This is a genomic window from Flavobacterium flavipigmentatum (genome assembly GCF_020911905.1).
GTDB classification, from domain to species: Bacteria; Bacteroidota; Bacteroidia; order Flavobacteriales; family Flavobacteriaceae; genus Flavobacterium; species Flavobacterium flavipigmentatum.
Window position 1 is genome coordinate 3,337,376 of record NZ_CP087133.1, and the last position, 23,249, is coordinate 3,360,624.

Sequence of the window (23,249 nt, forward strand, 5' to 3'; positions counted from 1 at the left end):
ATAAATGACTTATTTTTTTTAATCAAATAGATTCAAAACTTTATCAAAATCGGAAGATGGAAGACCTGCTTTTTTAAAATTTTCTAAATCCAGCTTCGCTTTATCCGTCCAGCTGAGGCTGTCGGTGACATTTTGGTTTTGGTATTTTTTATAAATCTGTTTTGCACTGCCATAATCATCACTCACTAAATATGCATGTGCCAGATTTAATTTGACCAACAGTTCTGTATCGTCTAATTTCTCACCTTCCTTTAAAAACTTAATAGCTTTTGCATATTGTTTGGTTAAGATATAGGCATAACCAATTGAACTGTAATCTAAAGCAGTCGCTTTCCCCTCGGCAATGATGGTGTTTATTTTAGGAATAGCCTCATTGTATTTCTGCAATTTTATAAGAGTATTAGCTTCAGCTCTCAAATCTTCAAAAACATTTTTTGAGATCGCAACATCATTATAACAAGCGTTTCCGAAGTCTTTAAAAACTTTTGTTTTTTCGATGGCTAATAATTTTTGAAACTCCGTGTAGCGATATTGCTTGATGATTTTATCTAAGATACAAACGCAAAAATCATCAGAATTGGCCATTTTTTGCGCCATGTTTGATGTTTTACACAAACTGATAATTTCGTTTTTGTTATCCTGATTCCAACCCCGATTTAGTTTAGTATCTACCCAAGGCACCACTTCTAACACTACTTTTTGATTTAAAATCCAATTTTTGCTTAGAAAACCAAACCAAATCATACCATCATTTTGTTGCAAACAACTCGATTTGTCAAAGGATATTCTTTTGGCATCTTTGCTTACAGCCTCTTCTTTGGCGTAACAAGCTTTATCTGTTTTGCCATCTTCGAGGTATTTTTTTGCGTTGTCATTTGAGTTAAAAACAGCGTAAGTACATTCGTCATCTCCTGAAATTTTAGACATCAAAAATACGGCGCCAGCAGATCCTTGACTAATTCCCGTAGGATCTGGTATGGCTTTTAAAACCGAAACCAAACTATTGGCCATTTGCTGGTTTTCGTCTAAAAGTGTAATACGATAAACGATTTCTGTAGTTCCAATGGGTAAATCTTCGCTCGGAATAATCACCCGATCACGTGCTGAGAGAATAATTTCTTTTGTAGTAGCACGCTCCTTGTCCCAGTAACCGTCTTTTTGAGCAAAAGTATTTTGAATAGTTGCCACTAAAAAGAATAAAACTATTTTTTTTAAATCCATTGATGAAGTCTATTTTTGAATAATTAAATTTTTTAATCAAAATTCGAGCCTGATTTTTTGTTACTGGTCTTTGTTTGTAATAAATTACCAACGAATGTTCTTATAACTACTAAACCCCTAGCCCTGATGGGAGCGGCATCCTTTTGTGGCGGGGTTCGCCACAAAAGATACAGCGGACAGCAGGAAAGAGCTCCTTCAAATTACAATTCGATTGAATCTCCTATTTCTAGTAGCATTAAATCTTTTCCTTTAGCGAAAAATTTTCTAATGGCTTCTGTATGATCGATTTCGATATACCCGAAAGTATCAAAATGATAGCCCAAAACTTTATCACAATCTACAAAATCTGAGGCAATTATGGCATCTTCGACATCCATAGTAAAATTATCGCCAATAGGAAGAATAGCCAAATCAAGTTTTGTGCGCATTGGGATTAGTTTCATATCCATCGTAAGCGCAGTATCGCCAGCAATGTAGATATTTTTGTGCTCGCCTTCGATTACAAAACCGCCTGGATTACCGCCATTGCTCCCGTCAGGAAAAACACTCGAATGAATCGCTGCTACATATTTTACTTTTCCAAAATCGAATTTCCAGCTTCCACCGTGATTCATTGGATGGGCGTTAAACCCGAGTTTTGCATAAAAGCTAGCGATTTCTGCATTGGATACAATGGTCGCATTGGTGCGTGTTGCGATAGCTTCTACATCTAAAATATGATCGCCATGTGCGTGCGTGAGCAAAATATAATCTGCAGCGAGCGTATTGATATCAATAGAAGCTGCTTTTGGATTTCCTGTAATAAATGGGTCAACAATGATGTTTTTTCCTCCCACTTCAATGCCTAAAGAGGCGTGTCCGTAAAATGTAATTTTCATTTTGATAATATTAAAAATTAGATATTTTTTTATCTTCCGCCTAGAAATAGGTTCACAATAATGTCTGATATTAACGAAATCATGCACAGGGTTAATAGTACTGAAAGCAAAAATGTACTCAATGCTAGTTTTTTTAATTCCGGATCTAATAACTTGGAATCTTGATTTTTATAAACCGTAATTAAATGTTTGGTTAAAGGGATGTATGCCAATAAAAACAAGTATTGATCAAAATTATAACCGTTTAAAATTGCAAAGACAACCACCAAGATCATGGCTGTTATTATGAGTAAAAAATGATATATTTTGGCTTTTTTACCTCCTATTTGCACCACAATTGTATTTTTTCCTGATTTTTTATCAGATGCTTCGTCACGCATATTGTTCAGGTTTAAGACCCCAACGCTCAATAAACCAATTGCTATTGCAGGAAGCACGAGGAGAGGTTCTATTTGTTTGGCGTACAAAAAGTTAACACCAAGAGTACTCACTAAACCGAAGAATACAAATACAAAAATATCTCCAAAACCTTTATAACCATACGCAGAATTACCCACCGTGTAACGAATTGCTGAAGCGATTGCCACGACTCCTAATACCAAAAAAAAGATAGAATAGGCAAAATTACTTTTGCCAAAAGCAAAATAAATAAGTAAAATAGCCGATATTAAAGTAAGCAAAGACGTGATAATAATGGCTTTTTTCATAGCTTGCGGTGTAATTACCCCACTCTGAATGGCGCGTTGTGGCCCCACTCTATCTGCGTTATCAGTCCCTTTTACTCCGTCGCCATAGTCATTGGCAAAATTAGACAAAACTTGTAATCCTAATGTAGTCAGAATAGCAAACCCAAAAACAGTCCAGTTAAAAACTTCGGTTGGCGTATAAATGTTATCGGTTGGATTGGACAGTGCATAAACGCTACCCACTATGATTCCCGAAACTGATAAAGGCAACGTGCGCAATCTTGCGGCTTCAATCCAATGTTTCATTATTTTTATTTTAGAATTTAGATTTTAGGTTGTTGGATTTTGACTTCAGATTTAAAAATCTAAAATCTCAAATTAGATATCTAAAATTATTATGGTAACCATTTATTTTCGCCAAAGTTGGGTTTTCGTTTTTCTAAGAAAGCATTTCTACCTTCTTTTGCCTCTTCTGTCATGTAGGCCAAACGAGTTGCTTCTCCCGCAAAAACTTGTTGTCCGACCATTCCGTCATCGGTAAGATTCATGGCAAATTTTAGCATTTTGATAGAAGTTGGTGATTTTTGAAGAATCTCTTGAGCCCATTGATAAGCGGTATCTTCAAGTTCATCATGCGGAATAACAGCATTTACCATTCCCATATCCATTGCTTCCTGAGCCGAATAATTTCTTCCTAGAAAGAAAATTTCACGAGCTTTTTTCTGCCCTACCATTTTGGCAAGATACGCCGATCCGTAACCGCCGTCAAAGCTAGTTACATCAGCATCAGTTTGTTTAAAAATAGCATGTTCTTTACTTGCCAAAGTCATATCGCAAACCACATGTAGACTGTGTCCGCCTCCAACTGCCCATCCAGGAACAACTGCAATAACTACCTTTGGCATAAAACGAATAAGGCGTTGTACCTCGAGAATATTCAAGCGATGCTGACCATCTTCACCCACATAACCTTGGTGACCTCTGGCATTTTGGTCCCCGCCACTGCAAAAAGAATAAACACCATCTTTTGTAGAAGGACCTTCGGCAGAAAGCAACACTACGCCTATCGAAGTATCTTCTTGCGCATCGTAAAAAGCTTGGTACAATTCTGAGGTTGTTTTAGGGCGAAAAGCATTTCGAACATTGGGCCTGTTAAAAGCAATTCTGGCCACTCCGTTACATTTTTTGTATGTGATATCTTCAAATTCTCTGGCGGTAATCCAATCCATTTTTATTTTTTATTTTAAAAATTTAATAGTGTAAAAATAAACCATTTTTTAGATTTTTAAGCACTCTTTGATCGCTAAGTAATGGTTAAAAATAAGTAACGGGAAGAGAAATAAAATTTACTTGTAAAAAATAACATTATTTAACATTTCTTTTCCATAAAAAAATGTAATTTTACAACCTAGTAATCAAATAGATACATTTTTATTTATTGATTCTAAGATTGATTTTCTTTCACTGATTTATTAACCTAAAAAATGATTTTTTTGAGAAAATTTAAAAAATTTGTCGCTCATTTTTTTATGGTTTTTAATTACAAACCTTCAACTAATGGGCAAATGATGTATTCGTTTGTTGAAACTTCAAAAAGGATAAAGTAACACCTACGGTTAAGCGCTTGAAATGTTCTATCATCAGTCTAAATAAATTGATATTAGAAAAGCAATACTGAAAAGGAACTTTCTATAAGTTATTTTATAAAACCAAATGGTTCTGCCGTGAAATTGATTTTTTGCTTTTAAAATAAATGTTTTCATCATTTAAAGACATACCATTCAAAAATGTAATTTCAAAAATTTATAACGTTTTACGTTTTTGGGGATTCGAGTTTATTTTATTTCTGTTTTTTTTTAATTACAATTTTTTTTAAAACTAGAATAAAAAAGAGAAAGGCTAATCGTAATGATTAGCCTTTCTTGTTATTATTGGTCCTTCAACAGATAGATTCCGTCTTCTTTGATTTCTATAAGTTGATCTTTGTACAATGCTCCAATTGCTTTTTTGAATGTTTTCTTACTCATCTTCAATACCGTTTTGATGTCTTCGGGATGCGAATTATCATTTAGGCGCAGGAAACCACGATTGGCACGCAATTCATCCAAAATCTTATCTGCGTTTGGCTCAATACTCTGATAACCTTGTATCTGGAGGGCTACGTCTATTTTATTGTCGGGACGAATATTTTTGATAAAACCACGCATTCTGTCTCCGGTTCTTATCGCGTCGTCATACACTTCGTCTTTGTATAATAATCCTTTATGCACTTCGTTAATGATAACATTAATTCCGATTTCGGTGATATGAGAAACGATTAGATCTACTTCTTCCCCTTTTTCAACGGTCAAATTATCATTATTCAAAAACTGATTGGTTTTGCTGGAAGCCACCAAACGGTTTGTTTTTTCATCCATATAAAGATACACCAAATAGCGTTTTCCTTTCTCCATTGGGCGCGCTTGCTCTTTGTACGGAACCAAAATATCTTTCTCCATTCCCCAATCCATGAAAGCACCTACTTGATTGATGTAATTGACACGCAAAAGGGCAAATTCATTCAATAAAATATAAGGTTCGAGTGTGGTGGCAACAGGACGTTGTTCGTGATCCAAGTAAACAAAAACGGTTAATTCTTCGCCGATTTCAAACTCATTCGGCACGTATTTATTGGGTAATAATATGTCATGAATACCTTCTGGATCTTTTTCGGGATCACCCAAAAAAAGACCAACTTTGGTATCACGTAATATAATGAGTGTGTTGTATTTTCCTAATTCTATCATTTTAATGAGATTCTGAGCTGTTAAAGCAGCTAAGTTTTTAAAGTGCAAAGGTACGAAGTTTGAAAGACAGAAATCAAAAAATATTTTAGATAAAATAACGGCAGTTAACTTGTTGAACTATTCTATTTTTTTGATTAAATTTGAAAACCTAATTAAACTCCAAATCCATGAAAATTAACTCTTTTCTCTCCATTTTTGTCTTCTTTATTTTCTTTCAAACGGCTATTTCGCAAACTGTTGAAGACCCTGAGATAAAAAAAATGATTGCCGAGATTAAAGCAGAAAGCCTCGAAGCCACTGTAAAAAAGCTAGTTTCGTTTGGTACAAGACATACTTTGAGCGACACCAAAAGTAAAACAAAAGGAATCGGAGCCGCACAGCAATGGGTGAAATCTGAATTTGATCAATATGCTTTGCAATCCAACGGAAGACTGACTTCTAAAATTGATTATTTTACAGTAAAAGCCGATGGAAAGCGCATCAAAGAGGACAGCCAGCTTGGAAATGTGATGGCCACCCTGAAAGGAACAGACCCTAATGATGACCGCATTTTGATTATTAGTGGGCATCTTGATTCGCGAGTTACGGATGTAATGAATGTAAAATCGGATGCTCCGGGTGCTAACGATGATGGTTCTGGCGTTGCCGCTCTTATGGAACTGGCAAAAGTAATGAGCAAACGATCTTTTCCGGCAACTATTATTTTTGTGGCGGTAACAGGAGAAGAACAAGGCCTTTACGGAGCCAGACATCTTGCAGAATTTGCTAAAGAATCAAAATGGAATATCGTTGCGATGCTTAATAACGATATGATTGGCAATAGTTTGTCGAGCGGTACCAATTTGAGAGACAACACGCAGGTTAGAATATTTAGCGAAACAATTCCGTTTCTAGAAACAGAAGATGAAGCGAAATTGCGAAAAGCGATCAACAGAGATAACGACAGTCCATCGCGATTATTGGCGCGTTATATCAAAACGGTAACGGAGCAATATGTAGATCAATTAAAGGTAAAATTGGTGTATCGAAATGACCGCTTTTTAAGAGGTGGTGACCATACGCCTTTTTCTCAAAATGGTTTTACTGCGGTTCGTTTTTGCGAAATTAACGAGAATTTTAATCATCAGCACCAAGATTTAAGAACAGAGAACGGCATTGTTTACGGTGATCTTCCCGAATTTATGGATTTTGATTATTTAAGAAAAAACACTTGCGCTAATTTAGCCACTTTGGCCAATCTTGCTTGGTCTCCAAAAGCACCTACAAACGTTGGTATAGAAGTAAAACAGCTCTCGAACTCTTCGACTTTGAGTTGGACAGCACCTGAAGGAACCAAACCTTTTGGCTATCAGATTTTGATGAGAGAAACACAGTCTTCTCATTGGGAAAAGACTTTTTTTGTACAAGATGCGAAAGCCGAAATACCGTATTCTAAAGATAATTATTTCTTTGCTGTTCAATCTGTTGATGCATTAGGGCATGCGAGTTTACCGGTTTTTCCTATTCCTATTCGATAATTTTTTACCTAATCGAATACAAAAGTTTCCTACACGTTTGTAGACTTGTGCATACGTATTTAGAGATTGTGCATGCGTATATAGACTTTAGTCATGTGATAAAAGATTTACCACTTATCAATATAGAAAAAGCGTCTAATTTTTTTAGACGCTTTTAATGCTTTATAGGAGTAAATATTACTTGTAAACGCTTTCTTTTTTAAAGTGTACTGTCAGTAAATAGTAAACAACTACTCTGTATTTGTTTCTGTTAGATTTACCATATTTTTCTAACACAGCGTTGAGTCCTGCGTCTAAGTCTGGTGAAGCTGTTAATCCTAACTTTTTTATTAAAAAATTCTTTTTTACAGTATCCAATTCAGATTGACTTGTACCTGCAACTGTTGCAGAATCCATGTTGTAAATAGAGGGTCCGCAACCAATCGTTACTTTTGTTAGTAAATCCATGTCTGGTGTTACGCCGCATTTCTCTTTTAAATCGGCTGCGTATTTTGTAATTAAATCTTCTCTTGCACTCATAAATATTATTTTATAATTTTTAAATATAGCCAAATATATATAAATAATTATAAATATAGAAATAAATACTTACAAAAATTATTTTACTAGTTTAGTTCCTTAAAATACTGCTTTAGGATTTTACCGTTTTCTAAGGTAGGCGTAAATACCTCTAAAATAGCAGGTTTATCATTAGTATTAAAAAGTATTTTGAGACTTTTCTCTAACGTTATTTCGTCTGTAGCTGTCAGATAATCAAACTGATACATTTTTGCCAGATGTTCCGCCGTTAGCTCGTGCGAAGTTTCGAAATAAGTATTGAATACCGGTTTTTCTTCGTGTCCGGGTAAAATTCTAAAAATACCTCCGCCCCCATTATTAATCAAAATAATCTTAAAATTTGAAGGAGTGTAGGAATTCCAGAGTGCGTTGCTATCGTACAAAAATCCGATGTCGCCCGTAATAAAAACAGTTGCTTGTGTACTGCCAACAGCTGCGCCAATTGCTGTAGAAGTGCTTCCGTCGATTCCGCTGGTACCACGGTTGCAAAAAACGGCAATCGTAGGGTCTATATGAATAAGCTGTGCGTATCGTATGGCAGAACTATTACTAATCTGCAACTGACTGTTTTGAGGTAATTGAGTGATGACTTTCTCAAAAACTTTAAAATCTGAAAACGAAATTTTATCTAAATATTCTTGTCTTCTTTTTTTTCTCAGATCATAAATTGTTTTTGTATTTTTAAAATAATTACTTTCAGTAGTAGTTGTTTTGGCTAATAAATCTTTGAAAAAATCATTTGGCTCCATCACAAAATGTTGTGTCAAAGCGCCAAAAGTGTCGTATGCGCGCAACGTATCAATATGCCAATGCTGTTGGGGTTTGTAATGTCGCAAGAAAGCTTTGATACGTTTGGAAACAATCATACCACCGAAAGTTATTAAAATTTCGGGCTGAAACTCCTGAAAATCATTTGCATCAAAAGGTGTAATTAAAGTATCAATACTATTGATAAAAGTAGGATGATGCAAATTGGAAGTAGTTTCTGTGAGCACCACCACCGATGGGTCATTTGCCCAATTATCGATTATTTCCTGATCGATACAGTCGGTATCATTAACGCCTACTAAGACTAATTTTCGCTGAGCAGCATTCCAAATAGAAACAAATTCTTCTTTATTTGTTATTGTTTTTGTTGTTGGTAAAACTGCTTCTAAACTGGTAATTTTGGGTTGTACAGAAAGGGTTTCGACAGTTTCGTACAAAGGTTCTTCAAAGGGTGCATTGATATGAACAGGCCCTTTTTGCAATATTGCCGTTTCTATGGCTTTATTAATTTTTAAATCATTTTCGATGGAAGCATCTTCGGTAAGATTAGCATTAAAAACCGAATGATTCTGAAATACATTTTCCTGACGAATGGTTTGCCCGTCACCAATATCGATCTTGCTTTGCGGGCGATCTGCCGAAATCACAATTAGGGGAATCTGACTGTAAAAAGCCTCTGCAAACGCTGGGTAATAATTAAGCAAGGCCGAACCAGAAGTACATACCACAGCGGTTGGTTGCTTTGTTTGCTGGGCAATTCCGAGCGCAAAAAAAGCGGCACAACGCTCGTCTGCAATGCTGTAGCAGGTAAAATTAGAATTTTGTGCAAAGCCAATAGTGAGGGGCGCATTCCTTGATCCCGGTGATATGATAATGTTGTTGATTCCTTTAGCTGAACAAATTTCGATAATGCTTTGCGCTAACGCTATTTTGGGGTAAATCATTCTGATGTGTATTATTTTTTTAAAAGAAAATCTAAAAATAAGACTCTACTTTTTGATGCTACAAAGTTACAAACTTCACCTCTCATTTTACTCATAAATAGCGAGATATTAGACCCTATTTTTAGAAAAAGGCGATATATTTGTATTCATCAAATTTGCCTAAATAATTTTCTCCGATGCTTTTTATTTATTTGTTTTTAGTCTTTTTATAGGGGTACTAAAATGTATTTAAAAAAATAAAAAATTGGAAATAGAAATGATCTGAAATGCAAAAGATTAAGTTAGGCTCAAAATAAACTTAGAACAAAAACTATGGACATCAAACTAAGACCCGCAACGACAGACGATTTAGAAAAAATTCTGGAAATCGTCAATCATTCTATACTGCATACAACGGCCAATTATAATTATGATATTCAGACACTTGAAGTGCAAACTAAATGGTTTGAAGATAAAAAAGCTAAAAACCTACCTATTGTGGTTGCAGATCTGGATGGTGAAGTGATTGGTTTTGGAAGTTATGGGCAGTTTCGTGAAAAAATTGGCTATCAATACACAGTAGAGCATTCGGTTTATGTTGTGGAAAGCGCCATAGGAAAAGGTGTGGGAGGAAAATTATTAACCGAGTTGATTCGGCTTGCCAAACAGCAAGGCATACATGTCATGATTGGTGCCATTGACGCCGATAATGCTGGTAGTATTGCTTTTCACGAAAAATATGGTTTTGTGGTTACCGGAACGTTACGTGAAGTTGGCTATAAATTTGATCATTGGCTGGATTTGGTTTTTATGCAATTGGTTTTATAGAGAGACAAAGGTTCAAAGATACAGAGGTTGATTGCCTAGCCCTGTTAGAAGCGTTATCCTTTGGTTTTTTCTTTAAAAAACAAAAGATACAAGCGGATAGCAGGACACGAGCGATAGCGACTGACGAAGTAAGTAGCTCCTTAATTCAACAAAAAAACCACCAACTTACGCGTAAATTGGTGGTTTTTTGTTGAGAAAATAGGTAAAACTAGCTTTTGATCCAGTTGATGATTTCAGGATCTGTTGGCAATGTTCTAGGCATGATTACTTTTTCTAATTCGCCTTTTTCGTTGATTAAGTATTTTTGAAAATTCCACTCTACATCTGAATCTTGCAAACCATTTTTAGATTTTTGTGTTAAGAATTTATAGACCTCACACATATCGTTTCCTTTTACAGAGACTTTATCCATCATCGGGAAAGTTACGCCATAATTTTGTTGGCAAAAAGTTTCGATTTCTTTGTTGGTTCCCGGTTCTTGCGAAGCAAAATTGTTTGCAGGAAAACCAATAATCACAAATCCTTTGTCTTTGTATTGTTTGTAAATAGCCTCTAAATCCTTGTATTGTGGAGTTAAACCACATTTTGAAGCCGTATTGACAATCATTACTTTTTTTCCCTTTAATGATGCAAAATCAAAAGTGTCACCTGATAAATCTTCTACTTTAAATTGATAGATCGTTCCTTTTGTCATGTTTTTATTTGTTTTTGGAAGTTTGGTTTTACTGGTTTGCGAATGCATTTGAGTGCTCGCTACGAGTAATCCGATAGCTAAAAATAGTATTTTTTTCATTGTGTATTTTTTTATAAAATTAATCAAAATCTTTCGGAGAGAGAACTTGGTAAGTCTTTATTTTTATTAAACATAAGTTAAAAAATGAAGCCTAGCGTTAATCAGACGCTAGGCTTCCCCCAAAACAAACAAATCAAACCATGAATTTAAAATTTGTACTTCACTTGATTCTTAAAAAAATCAATATTGCTTTATTATTGTCTATACCTGCCTCTAAAATTTAAAATTGATTAAGGATTTGAACTTTTTCAGTTGTTAATCATTTTAATTTCAGATCTTTTATTTTATCGTTTCTTTATTTATTTTCTGTTTTGCACTATGTTTTTTATTGCAGCCTTATTATCATTTACGTAATTAGTTTGATTATGGTTTTAAAAAAATGAAAAAAAGAAATATTTTAAATTTGATTATGTTTTTATGAGTTTATGGTTATAAAAAAATGTTTTTCAAAAAAAAATAAATTATCTTTAACTCAAGATTTCACAAAAAAGAAAATTACAGTCCAAAAGTCAATTTATCCACATAAAATAAAATTCTCAAATTTATGAGTCAAGAAGAATTGTTAGTTTTAATTTACAAGAAAGACGAAAGAGCTTTTACCTATTTATATGATATGTACTCGAAAAGTTTGTTTTCGGTAATCAATGTTCTCATAAAAAATCGCGAAGAGGCAGAAGATGTATTACAGGAGGTCTTTGTGAAAATCTGGAAAAACATTGATACCTATAATGAAGGGAAAGGTAGATTTTATACCTGGATCCTTAATATAGCAAGAAATACCTCTATAGATAAATTGCGTTCTAAAAATTTTAACAACAGCCAAAAAAACCTATCCTCAGATAATTTCGTACATCTGTTAGACGACAGTAATAAACTCGTGAATAGAATTGATACTATTGGAATTCAGGAATTTGTAAAAAAATTAAAGCCAAAATGTATTGAGATAATCGATTTATTATTTTTTAAAGGATATACTCAGCAAGAAGCGTCGGAAGAGCTTGCAATACCGCTGGGGACTGTCAAGACGCAAAACAGAAATTGTATTAACGACCTACGTAATTATTTAAAAATCTAATGGAAGCACAAGAATATATAGAATCAGGAACTCTAGAGCTATACGTTTACGGTTTATTGACCGAGTCTGAAAATCTAGAAATTGCTCAATTGGCCAAAACAAATACCGAAATTGAGCAGGAAATTATTGCAATAGAACGCGCTATTGTGGCTTTGTCATCAAGTTTTTCACCTTTTCATTCGGTAGCGAATTTTGAGAAGATAAAAGCACAATTAGAATTAAAGCACGCTAAGGTAATCGATATGAAGCCTGCTTCACGCTTGTCTGAATATGCTGGTTGGGCCGCTGCTGTTTTAATGCTTTTGGGTGTTGGATATCAAACTTTGCAATTGAGCCAAACTAAAGAAAAGATTTCGACTCTTGGCAATGAAAAAACCAAAATTGAAAGAGAATATGCTTTTTTAGGACAGAAAAATGCGGAAGTAGAAAAAAATCTGACAATTGTAAGAGATATTAAAAATACAGGTGTAACACTTGGTGGTCAGGCAGTTTCGCCAAAATCGTTTGCAAAAGTCTATTGGAATAAAGAAACCAAAACTACCTATATTGATGCGGCTGGTTTACCAAAACCACCAAAAGGTATGGTGTATCAGGTTTGGGCATTAAAATTAAGCCCAGTCTTAACTCCTACCAGTATTGGTTTGTTAAGTGATTTTGATGTCAACGATCAAAAAATATTTGCAGTAAAACAAACTGATGCTGCAGAAGCATTTGGAATAACATTGGAGCCCGCTGGAGGAAGTCTGACGCCAACAATGGAGCAATTGTATACTTTAGGAAAAGTTTAAAAACTGCCTGATGATATTTTTAAAAATGCCTTTCAATTTATTTGAGAGGCATTTTTTGTTATTTTTAGTGGATCAAAATTAAAATTATGAACGGAACATTACTTTTAAGAATTGCAGTAGCCATTATACTGCTATCGCATTCTGTTTTTGGAATCTTTAATAACGGAATAAATGATTTTGGCAATTTATACCTCAATCAGATTGGGTTTGCCCCTTTTGGTGTTTTTATTGCGTGGTCTATTAAAATATCACATGTCATTGCTGCAGTGCTTTTGTTGTGGAATAAATACATTCGATTGGCTGGTTTTGTGACAATTTTTGTACTTCTTATGGGAATTATTCTAGTACATTTTGAAAATGGATGGTTTGTTGTTGGTGGTGGCAGTAATGGTGTAGAATACAATTTTTTACTGATTTGCGTTTTACTGGCCATTATCTTTCCTAATGGATTTAAAACTAAAAGAGAATCGTAGCTTTATTAAAAGGTAAGGCCAAAAATAAATAATTGGAGAGAAAAAATACATTAAACATTAAAACATTTAATTCTAGTATTTTTTCTCTCCAATTATTTTTACTTTTTGTACTATTTTAAACCAAAAGGATTAATGACTTAAATTCTCTATTTCTTTTGGATCGTGTTTGTGTTTGAATAAAATAGCAAAAGCAATTGCAATTACCAAAGCATAAGCCGCAAATGATAACCAGATTGTGTGCCAGTCTTTCATCAGAATTGGGTTAGCAAACATGCCGTCTGTAGTTACTGAATTTCCTTGTGTTTTTACAAATTCTAACATTTTAGAATTGGTTGTATCTGTTTGCAAAAATCCAGCTAATTCGGTTGTGCTGTTAAACGATTTTGTAAAGAAACGATCTATTGCCCATCCAGAGGTCAAACTTCCTAATACGGCTCCAACGCCGTTGGTCATCATCATAAACAAACCTTGAGCAGAAGAACGTATTTTAGAATCGGTATTGCTTTCTACAAATAATGAACCTGAAATATTAAAGAAATCAAAGGCCATTCCGTAAACGATACAAGACAAAATAATCATCCATAATCCCGTTACAGGATCTCCAAATGCAAATAATCCGAAACGTAAAACCCATGCCAACATACTAATAAGCATCACTTGCTTGATTCCGAAACGTCTCAAGAAAAATGGAATAGCCAAAATAAACAAGGTTTCAGAAACTTGAGAAATTGACATAATAATCGTTGAATATTTTATGACGAAAGAATCTGCATATTTTGGAAAATGTTTGAACTCATCCAGAAAAACATCTCCATAAGCATTCGTTAATTGCAAAGCACCTCCTAAAAACATTGAAAATACGAAGAACAAGGCCATTTTGTAATTTCCAAATAGCTTAAAAGCTTCTAAACCTAGCGTCTCGACCCAAGAAGCGTTTTCTTTGGTAAGACGTTGTGGTTGGCATTTTGGTAAGGTAAAGGCGTAAATACCCAGAATTAAAGCTCCTACACCCGCAATATAAAACTGATATTCTGTTGCTTTACTTCCGCTCAAATTGGTGATCCACATGGCAACGATAAAACCAATAGTTCCCCAAACGCGAATTGGCGGAAAGTCTTTTACAATATTTTTATTATTTAACTTTAAAGAAGTGTATGAAATGGAGTTACTCAGCGCAATTGTTGGCATGTAAAAACACATTGCAACAAGCATAACGTATATAAAATTATCTGGAGTAGTAACTTGAGCAATTGCAAATAAAACTACGGCATAAAGTATGTGCAAAACACCATATAATTTTTCGGCATTTACCCATCTATCGGCAATAATACCGGTCAAAGTAGGCATAAACAAAGAGGCAATTCCCATGGTACCAAAAACTAATCCAAATTGTGTTCCTTCCCAATTTTTTGTTCCAAACCAATAATTTCCAATTGTGATCAACCAAGCTCCCCAAACAAAAAATTGAAGAAAACTCATTATAATCAATCTGTTTTTAATTCCCATACGATGCGATTGTCTTTTAAAATAAATGAAGTGGTAAAACTACCATTAAAAATGATATCTGCAAAAAATTAAGTCGTTTTAACAACGTCATTTATTAATTCTAAAACAGCAGAAAATTGTTCCTCCCTACTTAAATACGAATTATCTATTTCGATTGCGTCAGCTGCAATCACTAAAGGAGAATCTTCTCGGTGGGTGTCTATATAATCTCTTTCTACAACATTTTTCAAAACGTCTTCATAAGATACGTTATCTCCTTTTTGTTGTAACTCTTCAAAGCGTCTTTGCGCACGGGTTTCGGCGCTGGCGGTCATAAAAATTTTTAGTTCAGCATGAGGAAAAACAACCGTTCCTATGTCTCTTCCGTCCATCACAATCGCTTTATTTTTGCCCATTTCCTGCTGCTGCTCTACTAATTTAGAACGTACCTGAGAAACTTCTGCCACTTTGCTCACAAAATTAGAAACTTCGATAGTTCTGATTTGTTTTTCGACATTTTCGCCATTCAAATACATTTCGGCAAAACCCAAATCGGCATTGAATTTAAATTCTAACTGAATTTTAGAAAGAGAATCTATTAAGGCTTTTTTATCAAAAAAATCAGCATTGATAAAGTTGTTTTTCATTGTGTACAGCGTAACGGCACGGTACATTGCGCCTGTATCTACATATACGTATGCTAATTCTTTTGCCAACTGTTTTGCTAAAGTACTTTTTCCTGTTGACGAAAATCCGTCAATTGCAATGGTTATTTTTTTCAAAATAATCTTTTAATGTTTATAAAATTTGTAATTATTTGTTTTACTAATCAATATTCAAAATAATGTTCTATTTTGAATTATCAATTTTTTTTTCAATTTTAAAAAAAAACTTTCTGTTACGATTAGTCGTTCATGTTTGTCATAAAATTGCTTATTGAAGGTTTAAGATAAGGCCAAAAAGACTGCTGTTTGCCGCTAATGTGTATCTTGAATACGAATAGTTAAACTTTAATCGGTTCATTTTCAAACCAAATCCTAAAGAGATTCCCGAAAAATTGCGCTGTTCTGCTATTTTTAGTTCCTCTGCTCTTCTAAAATTATATCCTAACCGAATATTAAATGCTTTTTTAGGAAAAAGCTCAACTCCAACTATCACGTGTCTCAAAGCATTATTTACAAACGACACTTTTTCTTCGTTGGTAGAACCGTCAATATTGGTTTCTCCTCGCACTGGATTAGAAAAAGAAATATTCCATTGTTGCAAATTTTCTAACGAAAGATGCCAACGAATAGGTACATGTTCGAGTTCTTGCGAAACTCCTGCGATGATTTCGAGTGGTAATTTTTCCTGTATTCCTGAATATGTTGTAAATTGAGTTCCTATGTTTCTGATTACCAAAGCCCAGTTTACATCATTTCTTTCATCCACAAACAAAAAACCCAGATCTATGGCACCACCAAAAGAACTGTAGGTTTCTAAAGTTGAAGTTATCAATTTTGCATTTGCACCTACGTGAAGGTCGGTAAACGGAATATTGTAAGCATAACCAAATGAGAGTGCGGCTTCGCTTCCTGTAAAATTAGAAGTCGCCAGACCATTTTCATCATATCCTTCAAAACTACCATAATTTACATAACTCATTCCGGCGTGAAAAGTTTGCAAATGCCTGTCATACGTATAGGCGTACGAAGCCGTTCCGTATGAAACTTCTCCGTAAAGACTTCCATAATTCATTGCAAGTTGTTTGTCCATATCTGCATTTAGTGTAGCGGGATTAAACATCACCTGATTTACATCTTCATCATAAATTGTTATCGATTTTCCTCCTAACGCAGCCTGTCTTGGCGATGTCGTTAGATTAAGAAATTGGTAAGTGTAACGGCCACCAATTTGCCCGTATGAAAGGGAGCAACTAAATGCAATAAAAAAAAAAACAAGTTGTTTTAACATGTTTACAGGTAGCTTGTATATTCTAAACTCAATTACAAAGATAAAATTATAAACGTTTGAAAATTAAAAATATATAAAAATTTATACCCAAAACTTAATTCTTTCAGAATTACCACTTTATAATAAAAAGGCAATAAAAAAATCTCAAATACTGAAACTGAAATGCATCAGAATAGTATTTGAGATGTATAACTTCCTGATCTCTATCTCAAGATCAGGAAAGTAATATTTCGCTAAAATTTTATTTTAACTGTTTTGCGTTTTTAACATTTTGATCTGTCAAAGCAAGAGCCAAAACCTCGCTCATTTCTTTTACATAATGAAACGTTAGGCCTTCAAGATATTCAGTTTTAATTTCATCAATATCACTTTTATTTTCGTGACATAAAATAATTTCTTTGATATTAGCTCTCTTAGCAGCCAGAATTTTTTCTTTGATTCCGCCCACTGGTAAGACTTTTCCACGAAGTGTTATTTCGCCTGTCATCGCAAGACTTTTCTTAACTTTCTTTTGAGTCAATAATGATACTAAAGAAGTCAACATTGCAATTCCGGCGCTTGGACCGTCTTTGGGTGTTGCGCCTTCTGGAACGTGTAAGTGAATATTATATTTTTGAAATAAATCGGTAGCCAAACCTAACTTCTTAGCATTTGCTTTTATGTATTCAAGTGCAATTGTAGCCGATTCTTTCATGACAGTACCCAGATTTCCGGTAACGGTCATAACTCCTTTTCCTTCAGAAATTAAAGATTCTATAAACAATATATCACCGCCAACGCTTGTCCAGGCAAGACCCGTAACTACACCGGCAACATCATTGTTTTCATATTTATCGCGTTCTAATCTTGGCACTCCCAAAACGCTGATAATATCTTCGTCTGTCACTTTTTTATTGTATTCTTCCTCCATCGCAACCGATTTGGCTGCATTTCTGATGACTTGTGCAATTTTGGTTTCGAGATTACGTACGCCTGATTCGCGGGTATACCCCTCTACAATTTTTTCTAATTGTTTTTTACCAATTGTCAGGTCTTTGGTTGTTAAACCGTGCGCCTCAAGTTGTTTTGGAAAAAGATGTCTTTTGGCAATTTCTACTTTTTCTTCGATAGTGTAACCTGACATTTTGATCACTTCCATTCTGTCGCGAAGTGCGGGCTGAATGGCGGCCATGTTATTTGAGGTTGCAATAAACATTACTTTTGATAAATCATAACCCATTTCGAGGAAATTATCATAAAAAGAATTGTTTTGTTCAGGGTCTAAAACTTCTAATAATGCAGAAGAAGGATCGCCACTATTGCCACTAGAAAGTTTATCAATTTCGTCTAAAATAAAGACAGGATTTGAAGTTCCGGCTTTCTTTAAACTCTGAATAATTCTCCCCGGCATTGCACCAATGTATGTTTTTCTGTGTCCGCGAATTTCTGCTTCGTCACGCAAACCACCTAATGAAATACGGACATATTCGCGCCCTAAAGCTTCTGCAACAGAACGACCAATAGAGGTTTTACCCACTCCCGGAGGCCCTGTTAAACAAATAATAGGCGATTTCATATCGTTACGAAGTTTTAAAACAGCCAGATGCTCGATCATTCTTTTCTTTACTTCTTCGAGTCCAAAATGATCTTTATCTAATATTTTTTGAGCATTTTTTAAGTCAAACTTGTCTTTAGAAAATTCGCCCCAAGGCAAATCTAAAAATAGTTCTAAATAATTGCGCTGAATACCAAAATCAGGTGATTGCGGATTCATTCTGCGCATTTTAGACAATTCTTTTTCAAAATGTTTCTGCGTTTTTTCGTCCCATTTTTTAGACTTTGCCTTCAGTCCCATTTCGTCCATTTCTTCCTCTTGCGAAACACCGCCCAGCTCTTCCTGAATGGTTTTCATTTGCTGATGCAAGAAATATTCGCGTTGCTGTTGGTCTAAATCAAAGCGAACTTTTGATTGGATATCATTTTTTAGTTCTAATTTTTGCAACTCCACATTCATGTAGCGCAACGTTTCGAGAGCTCTTTCTTTTAAACCATTTATCGATAACAAACCTTGTTTTTCTTTTACCGATAAATTCATATTAGAAGAAACAAAATTGATCAAAAACGATTGGCTTTCGATGTTTTTGATGGCAAAAGTAGCTTCTGACGGAATGTTTGGACTTTCCTTTATAATTTGAATTGCTAACTCTTTTACAGAATCTAAAATAGCTGTAAACTCAGAATCATCTTCATCCGGGCGAGCTTCAGATACTTCTTTAATAGTAGCCGTGATATAAGGATCTTCGGTCACTACTTCATCTATTTCAAAACGTTTTTTCCCTTGTAAAATTACCGTAACATTTCCGTCTGGCATTTTAAGGACTCGCAGAATTCTGGCTACAGTACCAATTTTATGAATATCATCTTTGGATGGATCTTCGTCTTCTTCGTTGATTTGCGATACTACTCCAATAATTTTACCCGCCGAATTTGCATCATTAATTAGTTTTATAGATTTATCTCTACCCGCCGAAATTGGAATTACAACACCCGGAAATAAAACCGTATTTCGCAGAGGTAAAATTGGCAACGAAACAGGAAGTTCCTCGTTATTCATTTCCTCTTCGTCCTCAGGTGTTAATAATGGAATCAATTCTGCTTCTGAATCAAATTCTTGAAGTGACAGATTGTCAATTGTGAGTATTTTATGGTTTGACATAATAATATATAAGTCGTTTTGTCATTAAAAGGTTTATTCTAACTGTAAATCTGCTCTTAAAACCGTTTGTTTTTACTACAAACACATCAAGTCTTTCAAATACTAGATAGACCGTAAAATTAGACAATCATTATGCCAAAAACAAAAGAGTTCACTTTGAAATTTAGTATTTAATTCTAACTATTTATGATACTGAAAGAAAAAAGCATAAAAAAAACCCGAAATCACTTTCGAGTTTTAAAATCTTAAATCAATGAATATTTTTAGTTCAGTTTATACGAAACTAATTCAGAAGATACATCATTCATAGTAAACTTAATGACACCTACACCTTTTGAAATCCAATATTCTGCTTCTGTAGAACCAGCACTTTGTCCTTCTAATGAAGTCTCTAATTTTAGTTTAAATTTGACAACATCTTTATAAGTAACATTCTTAATCGTAGCAGTTGCACCTTTCTCTACAATTGTTCCTGTATATTTAACATTCATTTTTATAGCAGGAACTCCAGGAAAATCAATTGTCGTTGTTTGTGTATAATTTCCAGTCCATGTTTTACTTACTTCTAAATAATCTTTAAAGAAGATAAATTCATATCCACTGATTTTACTGGAAATCCCATTACTGTTAGTTACAATATCATCTAATTTAATATAATAATCTCCGTCTACTTTTTTAATTGAAGCTGATGCTGAACCTGTAACTTGACTAGTTGTCGTAAAAAACTTATCAAATTTAAAATAGGTTTGTCCGTTTACTTTTTCTGAGCTAAGGATTTTCATGATAGTTTCAGAACCACTTTGGTTTAAAACCCATTGATTACCAACTGCTGTTGGCCAATAATCTCCTTTTGAAGCTTCTGGTGTTTCTTCGTTAGGATTATCTGAATCATTGGAACAAGAAACAAACAAAGATGTAGAAACAAATAATACCACTAAAGCAATGCTTTTTAATTTTTTCATAATTTAAATTTTTATTTTTATTTCATCAAAAATAATAAAATGAATGATATCTTTTAGTTTTTTTTAACAAATAAATTCTTAACTCAAAAATTAAAAATAACAATTTGATTATCAGTTAATTAATGTAGAACTTAAATAGTATTTTCAAAATAACGCTTAATTGTGAAGTTCTTTTAATTAATTTTTAAAAAAATATTCAAAAACTGTAACAAACCAAAAAAAGCAAAGTCATTATAAAAAACTAGCAACCATTACTTGAACATAACCAATCAAAATATCGAAGAATTAATCGCGCTTTGTAAAAAAAACAATCAGAAAGCTCAATTCGAAATTTACAATAGATACTCTAAAGCCATGTATAATGTGGCGTATCGAATTGTAAAAGACGAACATTTTGCACAAGACGTCATGCAAGAAGGTTTTTTGAGAGCTTTTACCAGAATCAATGATTATAAGCAAGAAGTGGCTTTTGGAGCGTGGTTGAAAAAAATAATTGTCAATTATAGTATTGATTTTTATAAAAAGAATACCGCTTTTCAGTTCGAGGATTTAAGTAAAACGCTTTATAAAGCAGAAGAAAATGATAGCATTCTTTCTGAAAGCATCGATTTGAATTCACTTAAAGTGAAACAAGTTTTGGATACAATTTCAGAATTGAAAGACAATTATCGAATGGTTTTGACGCTGTTTTATATTGAAGGTTATGATCAGGAAGAAATTTGCGACATTTTGAATATCAGTTATGCCAACTGCCGTACGACGTTGAGCAGAGCAAAAGAAAGTTTACGAAAAAAATTAGAGGAAATATGAAAAAGGATAATGACGATTTTGATCAATTATTTGAAAGATTTGAGAATCAGTGGGATGTAGAAGAGCTAAATAGCAGCCATCAAATTGATTTTTTGAATAAACTGAACAAAAAACAACCTGCAAAAAACATTGGAGCGGTTTGGGCCATTGCGGCTTCAATTGTGGTGCTGTTGGGAGTATCTATTTTTTATAACAATCAAAAACCTAAGGAATTTAAATTTGCATCGAAAGAGACGCAGCGTACCGATTCTATTTTTAGTGCATTAATTGACAATGAACTCGTAAAACTGAAAGAAAAAAAATCTCCGGAAAACGAGCAAATTATAAACGATGCGCTGCAACAAATGAAAGCTTTTGATACTGATTATGAAAAGATTATAAAAGAATTGCAGAAAAACGGCGAAAACAAACAAATTATTTATGCCATGATTAGCAATCTGCAAACCAGAATATCTTTTTTGCAAACTGTTTTGCAACGAATTGAAGAAAACGAAAATTTAAAAAATAACAACGATGAAAAAACATTTTAACATACTGATTCTATTACTATTAATTCCGATTTTAGGAATTGCAAACGATGATACTTTTGTTTCAAAGCAAAAAAACATCAAGAAAACCTACATTGTAAACGCGGATGCAGGCATTGATATCGACAATAAATACGGAAATATTACGGTTTCGACCTGGAACGAAAACAAAATTGACCTTGATATTACGATCAAAGTGACTGGCAGCAACGAAACTTGGGTAAACGAAAGATTAAACAGCATTGATGTTGATATTACAGCCTTAAAAGCGATGGTTACAGCTATTACCAATACCGGAAATTCGAGTTATAAAAGCAAAGGAAGCCATAATAGTTTTGAAATTAATTATGTGATAAAGATTCCGAAAAACGGAACCGTAAAACTGAACAATAAATACGGTAATATCTCGGCGTTAAGCCTTGAATCTACTACCGATATCACGTGTAAATATGGTAAAGTAACGATTGGGAAACTCAACGGATCTTCGAACAGATTTGAGATAGGTTACTGCCAAAATTCGAGTATTGATTATATTAAAAGCGGTACAATAGAAGCACGTTATTCGGGTTTAAAAATCAATGATGCGGGAAATATTAATCTGGATGCCAATTATACCGATGTGACGATCGCAGAAGGGCAAAACATCAATTATGATTGTAATTACGGTACTTTTAAATTTCAAAAAATAAATTCTTTTACTGGGAATGGCAATTATATTACGATTGCTGTGGGAGAAATTTTAAAGAATTTTAGTTTTGAAGGAAATTATTCGAAGATCAATGTGGATGTCTTGGATGAAAAAGCAAATAATGTGACGATCAAATCGGGATATACGAATGTTTCTTTGGGTTATGATGTAAACTATCCTTTTGATTTTGATATCACTACCAAATACGGAAGCATTAAAAGTGATGGAACTTTAGAGATTTCGATCAATGAAAGTAAAAGTAATACAAAGAGAATTAGCGGTTATTATAAGAAAAAAGGTCAAAATAAAGTGGCTGTGAGTTCTAATTATGGCAATGTGTCTTTGATCAAAAAACAATAATTTATATCAAAACAATAAAAAATCAGTTCTAAGATTGGCTTTTAAAGTATTATAAAAAGATTTTTTTTAAGAAAGCAATCGCAAAATCAATCATCAATCAAAAAATGAATAAAATCATCCCTGATCTATTGTGCTTTTAGTTTTTAAACCTATTTGGGGTTCCAAGCTCCATTAATGGGGTGCTGAGGCGCAAATTTGGGGTATTGAACCCCATCGATGGCGTTCCAGACGTCAAAAATGAGGTTCCAAACGTCAAATTTGACGTCCTTGGGGGCCAAATTTGGGGTTCCGAACGTCAAATTTGGGGTTCGGAACCCCAACCGAGCACCTCAGAACCCCAAACGAGGGGTTTGGAACCCCAAACTTTAGGTTCTATACTCAAACGTTTGGGTCTAAAACCTAAAACACATTCGATAAACAAAAAAGATCCTTTCACTTTTACAACAATAGTTTAAAAGTAAAAGGATCTTTTGTT

Annotated in this window: 21 protein-coding genes; 8 read left to right on the forward strand and 13 right to left on the reverse strand. The window is 34.0% G+C overall.

The genetic code is table 11. The annotated features are described in order from the left end of the window. Nucleotides 1-18: 18 nt before the first annotated feature. The 5 genes from LNP22_RS14410 to LNP22_RS14430 all read right to left on the reverse strand — a co-directional run bounded on the left by LNP22_RS14410 (nucleotide 19) and on the right by LNP22_RS14430 (nucleotide 5,571). Nucleotides 19-1,221, reverse strand: coding sequence for a tetratricopeptide repeat protein (locus LNP22_RS14410; protein WP_229974075.1), 1,203 nt, complete (start codon nucleotides 1,219-1,221; stop codon nucleotides 19-21). 200 nt (nucleotides 1,222-1,421) lie between these two features. Further along, on the reverse strand, nucleotides 1,422-2,099 hold the full coding sequence (locus LNP22_RS14415) for a metal-dependent hydrolase (protein WP_229974076.1): 678 nt from the start codon (nucleotides 2,097-2,099) through the stop codon (nucleotides 1,422-1,424). A gap of 29 nt (nucleotides 2,100-2,128) precedes the next feature. Then, entirely contained in the window at nucleotides 2,129-3,091 is a 963-nt protein-coding gene (gene menA, locus LNP22_RS14420; protein WP_229974077.1) for a 1,4-dihydroxy-2-naphthoate octaprenyltransferase, read from the reverse strand. Nucleotides 3,092-3,180: 89 nt separating this feature from the next. Beyond that, complete coding sequence (locus tag LNP22_RS14425; RefSeq protein ID WP_035625114.1) at nucleotides 3,181-4,014, reverse strand: 1,4-dihydroxy-2-naphthoyl-CoA synthase; 834 nt, start codon at nucleotides 4,012-4,014, stop codon at nucleotides 3,181-3,183. A gap of 699 nt (nucleotides 4,015-4,713) precedes the next feature. After that, a complete protein-coding gene (locus tag LNP22_RS14430; RefSeq protein ID WP_229974078.1) occupies nucleotides 4,714-5,571 on the reverse strand; it encodes a CvfB family protein in 858 nt (285 codons plus the stop codon). Between the two features lie 167 nt (nucleotides 5,572-5,738). Between LNP22_RS14430 and LNP22_RS14435 the strand changes: the two genes are divergently transcribed. After that, nucleotides 5,739-7,088, forward strand: a complete 1,350-nt coding sequence (locus tag LNP22_RS14435; protein WP_229974079.1) for a M28 family metallopeptidase — start codon at nucleotides 5,739-5,741, stop codon at nucleotides 7,086-7,088. Between the two features lie 177 nt (nucleotides 7,089-7,265). Here the strand turns inward: LNP22_RS14435 and LNP22_RS14440 are convergent, their stop codons facing one another. Together LNP22_RS14440 and menD are read right to left on the reverse strand one after the other, a co-directional pair. Next, a complete protein-coding gene (locus LNP22_RS14440; RefSeq protein ID WP_229974080.1) occupies nucleotides 7,266-7,607 on the reverse strand; it encodes a DUF2853 family protein in 342 nt (113 codons plus the stop codon). Between the two features lie 86 nt (nucleotides 7,608-7,693). Then, entirely contained in the window at nucleotides 7,694-9,358 is a 1,665-nt protein-coding gene (gene menD / locus LNP22_RS14445) for a 2-succinyl-5-enolpyruvyl-6-hydroxy-3-cyclohexene-1-carboxylic-acid synthase (RefSeq protein ID WP_229974081.1), read from the reverse strand. A gap of 312 nt (nucleotides 9,359-9,670) precedes the next feature. Between menD and LNP22_RS14450 the strand changes: the two genes are divergently transcribed. Further along, complete coding sequence (locus tag LNP22_RS14450) at nucleotides 9,671-10,165, forward strand: GNAT family N-acetyltransferase (RefSeq protein WP_229974082.1); 495 nt, start codon at nucleotides 9,671-9,673, stop codon at nucleotides 10,163-10,165. A 208-nt stretch (nucleotides 10,166-10,373) separates the two neighbouring features. Here LNP22_RS14450 and LNP22_RS14455 read toward each other — a convergent pair whose 3' ends face one another. Then, on the reverse strand, nucleotides 10,374-10,958 hold the full coding sequence (locus tag LNP22_RS14455; protein ID WP_229974083.1) for a glutathione peroxidase: 585 nt from the start codon (nucleotides 10,956-10,958) through the stop codon (nucleotides 10,374-10,376). A 544-nt stretch (nucleotides 10,959-11,502) separates the two neighbouring features. Between LNP22_RS14455 and LNP22_RS14460 the strand changes: the two genes are divergently transcribed. The 3 genes from LNP22_RS14460 to LNP22_RS14470 all read left to right on the forward strand — a co-directional run bounded on the left by LNP22_RS14460 (nucleotide 11,503) and on the right by LNP22_RS14470 (nucleotide 13,294). Then, complete coding sequence (locus tag LNP22_RS14460) at nucleotides 11,503-12,033, forward strand: RNA polymerase sigma factor (protein ID WP_210667231.1); 531 nt, start codon at nucleotides 11,503-11,505, stop codon at nucleotides 12,031-12,033. After that, the gene (locus tag LNP22_RS14465) at nucleotides 12,033-12,821 is read left to right on the forward strand and encodes an anti-sigma factor (RefSeq protein WP_229974084.1); all 789 of its coding nucleotides are present in this window, start codon (nucleotides 12,033-12,035) and stop codon (nucleotides 12,819-12,821) included. The genes LNP22_RS14460 and LNP22_RS14465 overlap by 1 nt, the downstream gene beginning before the upstream one ends. A gap of 86 nt (nucleotides 12,822-12,907) precedes the next feature. Next, nucleotides 12,908-13,294 (forward strand): DoxX family protein, encoded by a 387-nt coding sequence (locus LNP22_RS14470; RefSeq protein ID WP_229974085.1) that lies wholly within the window; start codon nucleotides 12,908-12,910, stop codon nucleotides 13,292-13,294. Between the two features lie 129 nt (nucleotides 13,295-13,423). Here the strand turns inward: LNP22_RS14470 and LNP22_RS14475 are convergent, their stop codons facing one another. The 5 genes from LNP22_RS14475 to LNP22_RS14495 form a co-directional block, all read right to left on the reverse strand. Continuing rightward, complete coding sequence (locus LNP22_RS14475) at nucleotides 13,424-14,800, reverse strand: nucleoside permease (RefSeq protein ID WP_229974086.1); 1,377 nt, start codon at nucleotides 14,798-14,800, stop codon at nucleotides 13,424-13,426. A gap of 68 nt (nucleotides 14,801-14,868) precedes the next feature. Further along, nucleotides 14,869-15,561: a (d)CMP kinase gene (gene cmk / locus LNP22_RS14480; protein ID WP_229974087.1), complete on the reverse strand. Its 693-nt coding sequence runs from the start codon at nucleotides 15,559-15,561 to the stop codon at nucleotides 14,869-14,871. A gap of 151 nt (nucleotides 15,562-15,712) precedes the next feature. Next, nucleotides 15,713-16,732 carry a type IX secretion system protein PorQ gene (porQ, locus tag LNP22_RS14485; RefSeq protein WP_229974088.1) on the reverse strand — a complete coding sequence of 340 codons (1,020 nt, stop codon included), beginning with the start codon at nucleotides 16,730-16,732 and terminating at the stop codon, nucleotides 15,713-15,715. Nucleotides 16,733-16,973: 241 nt separating this feature from the next. Next, a complete protein-coding gene (gene lon, locus LNP22_RS14490) occupies nucleotides 16,974-19,427 on the reverse strand; it encodes an endopeptidase La (RefSeq protein ID WP_229974089.1) in 2,454 nt (817 codons plus the stop codon). A 263-nt stretch (nucleotides 19,428-19,690) separates the two neighbouring features. Then, entirely contained in the window at nucleotides 19,691-20,389 is a 699-nt protein-coding gene (locus LNP22_RS14495) for a hypothetical protein (RefSeq protein ID WP_229974090.1), read from the reverse strand. A gap of 255 nt (nucleotides 20,390-20,644) precedes the next feature. Between LNP22_RS14495 and LNP22_RS14500 the strand changes: the two genes are divergently transcribed. From LNP22_RS14500 to LNP22_RS14510, 3 genes are read left to right on the forward strand one after another with little or no spacing between them, the layout of a single operon-like run. Then, nucleotides 20,645-21,199 carry an RNA polymerase sigma factor gene (locus LNP22_RS14500; RefSeq protein ID WP_229974091.1) on the forward strand — a complete coding sequence of 185 codons (555 nt, stop codon included), beginning with the start codon at nucleotides 20,645-20,647 and terminating at the stop codon, nucleotides 21,197-21,199. Then, the gene (locus LNP22_RS14505) at nucleotides 21,196-21,729 is read left to right on the forward strand and encodes an anti-sigma factor (protein ID WP_229974092.1); all 534 of its coding nucleotides are present in this window, start codon (nucleotides 21,196-21,198) and stop codon (nucleotides 21,727-21,729) included. Before LNP22_RS14500 ends, LNP22_RS14505 begins: the two co-directional genes overlap by 4 nt. Continuing rightward, nucleotides 21,713-22,774 (forward strand): hypothetical protein, encoded by a 1,062-nt coding sequence (locus LNP22_RS14510; protein ID WP_229974093.1) that lies wholly within the window; start codon nucleotides 21,713-21,715, stop codon nucleotides 22,772-22,774. The genes LNP22_RS14505 and LNP22_RS14510 overlap by 17 nt, the downstream gene beginning before the upstream one ends. Nucleotides 22,775-23,249 lie beyond the last annotated feature (475 nt).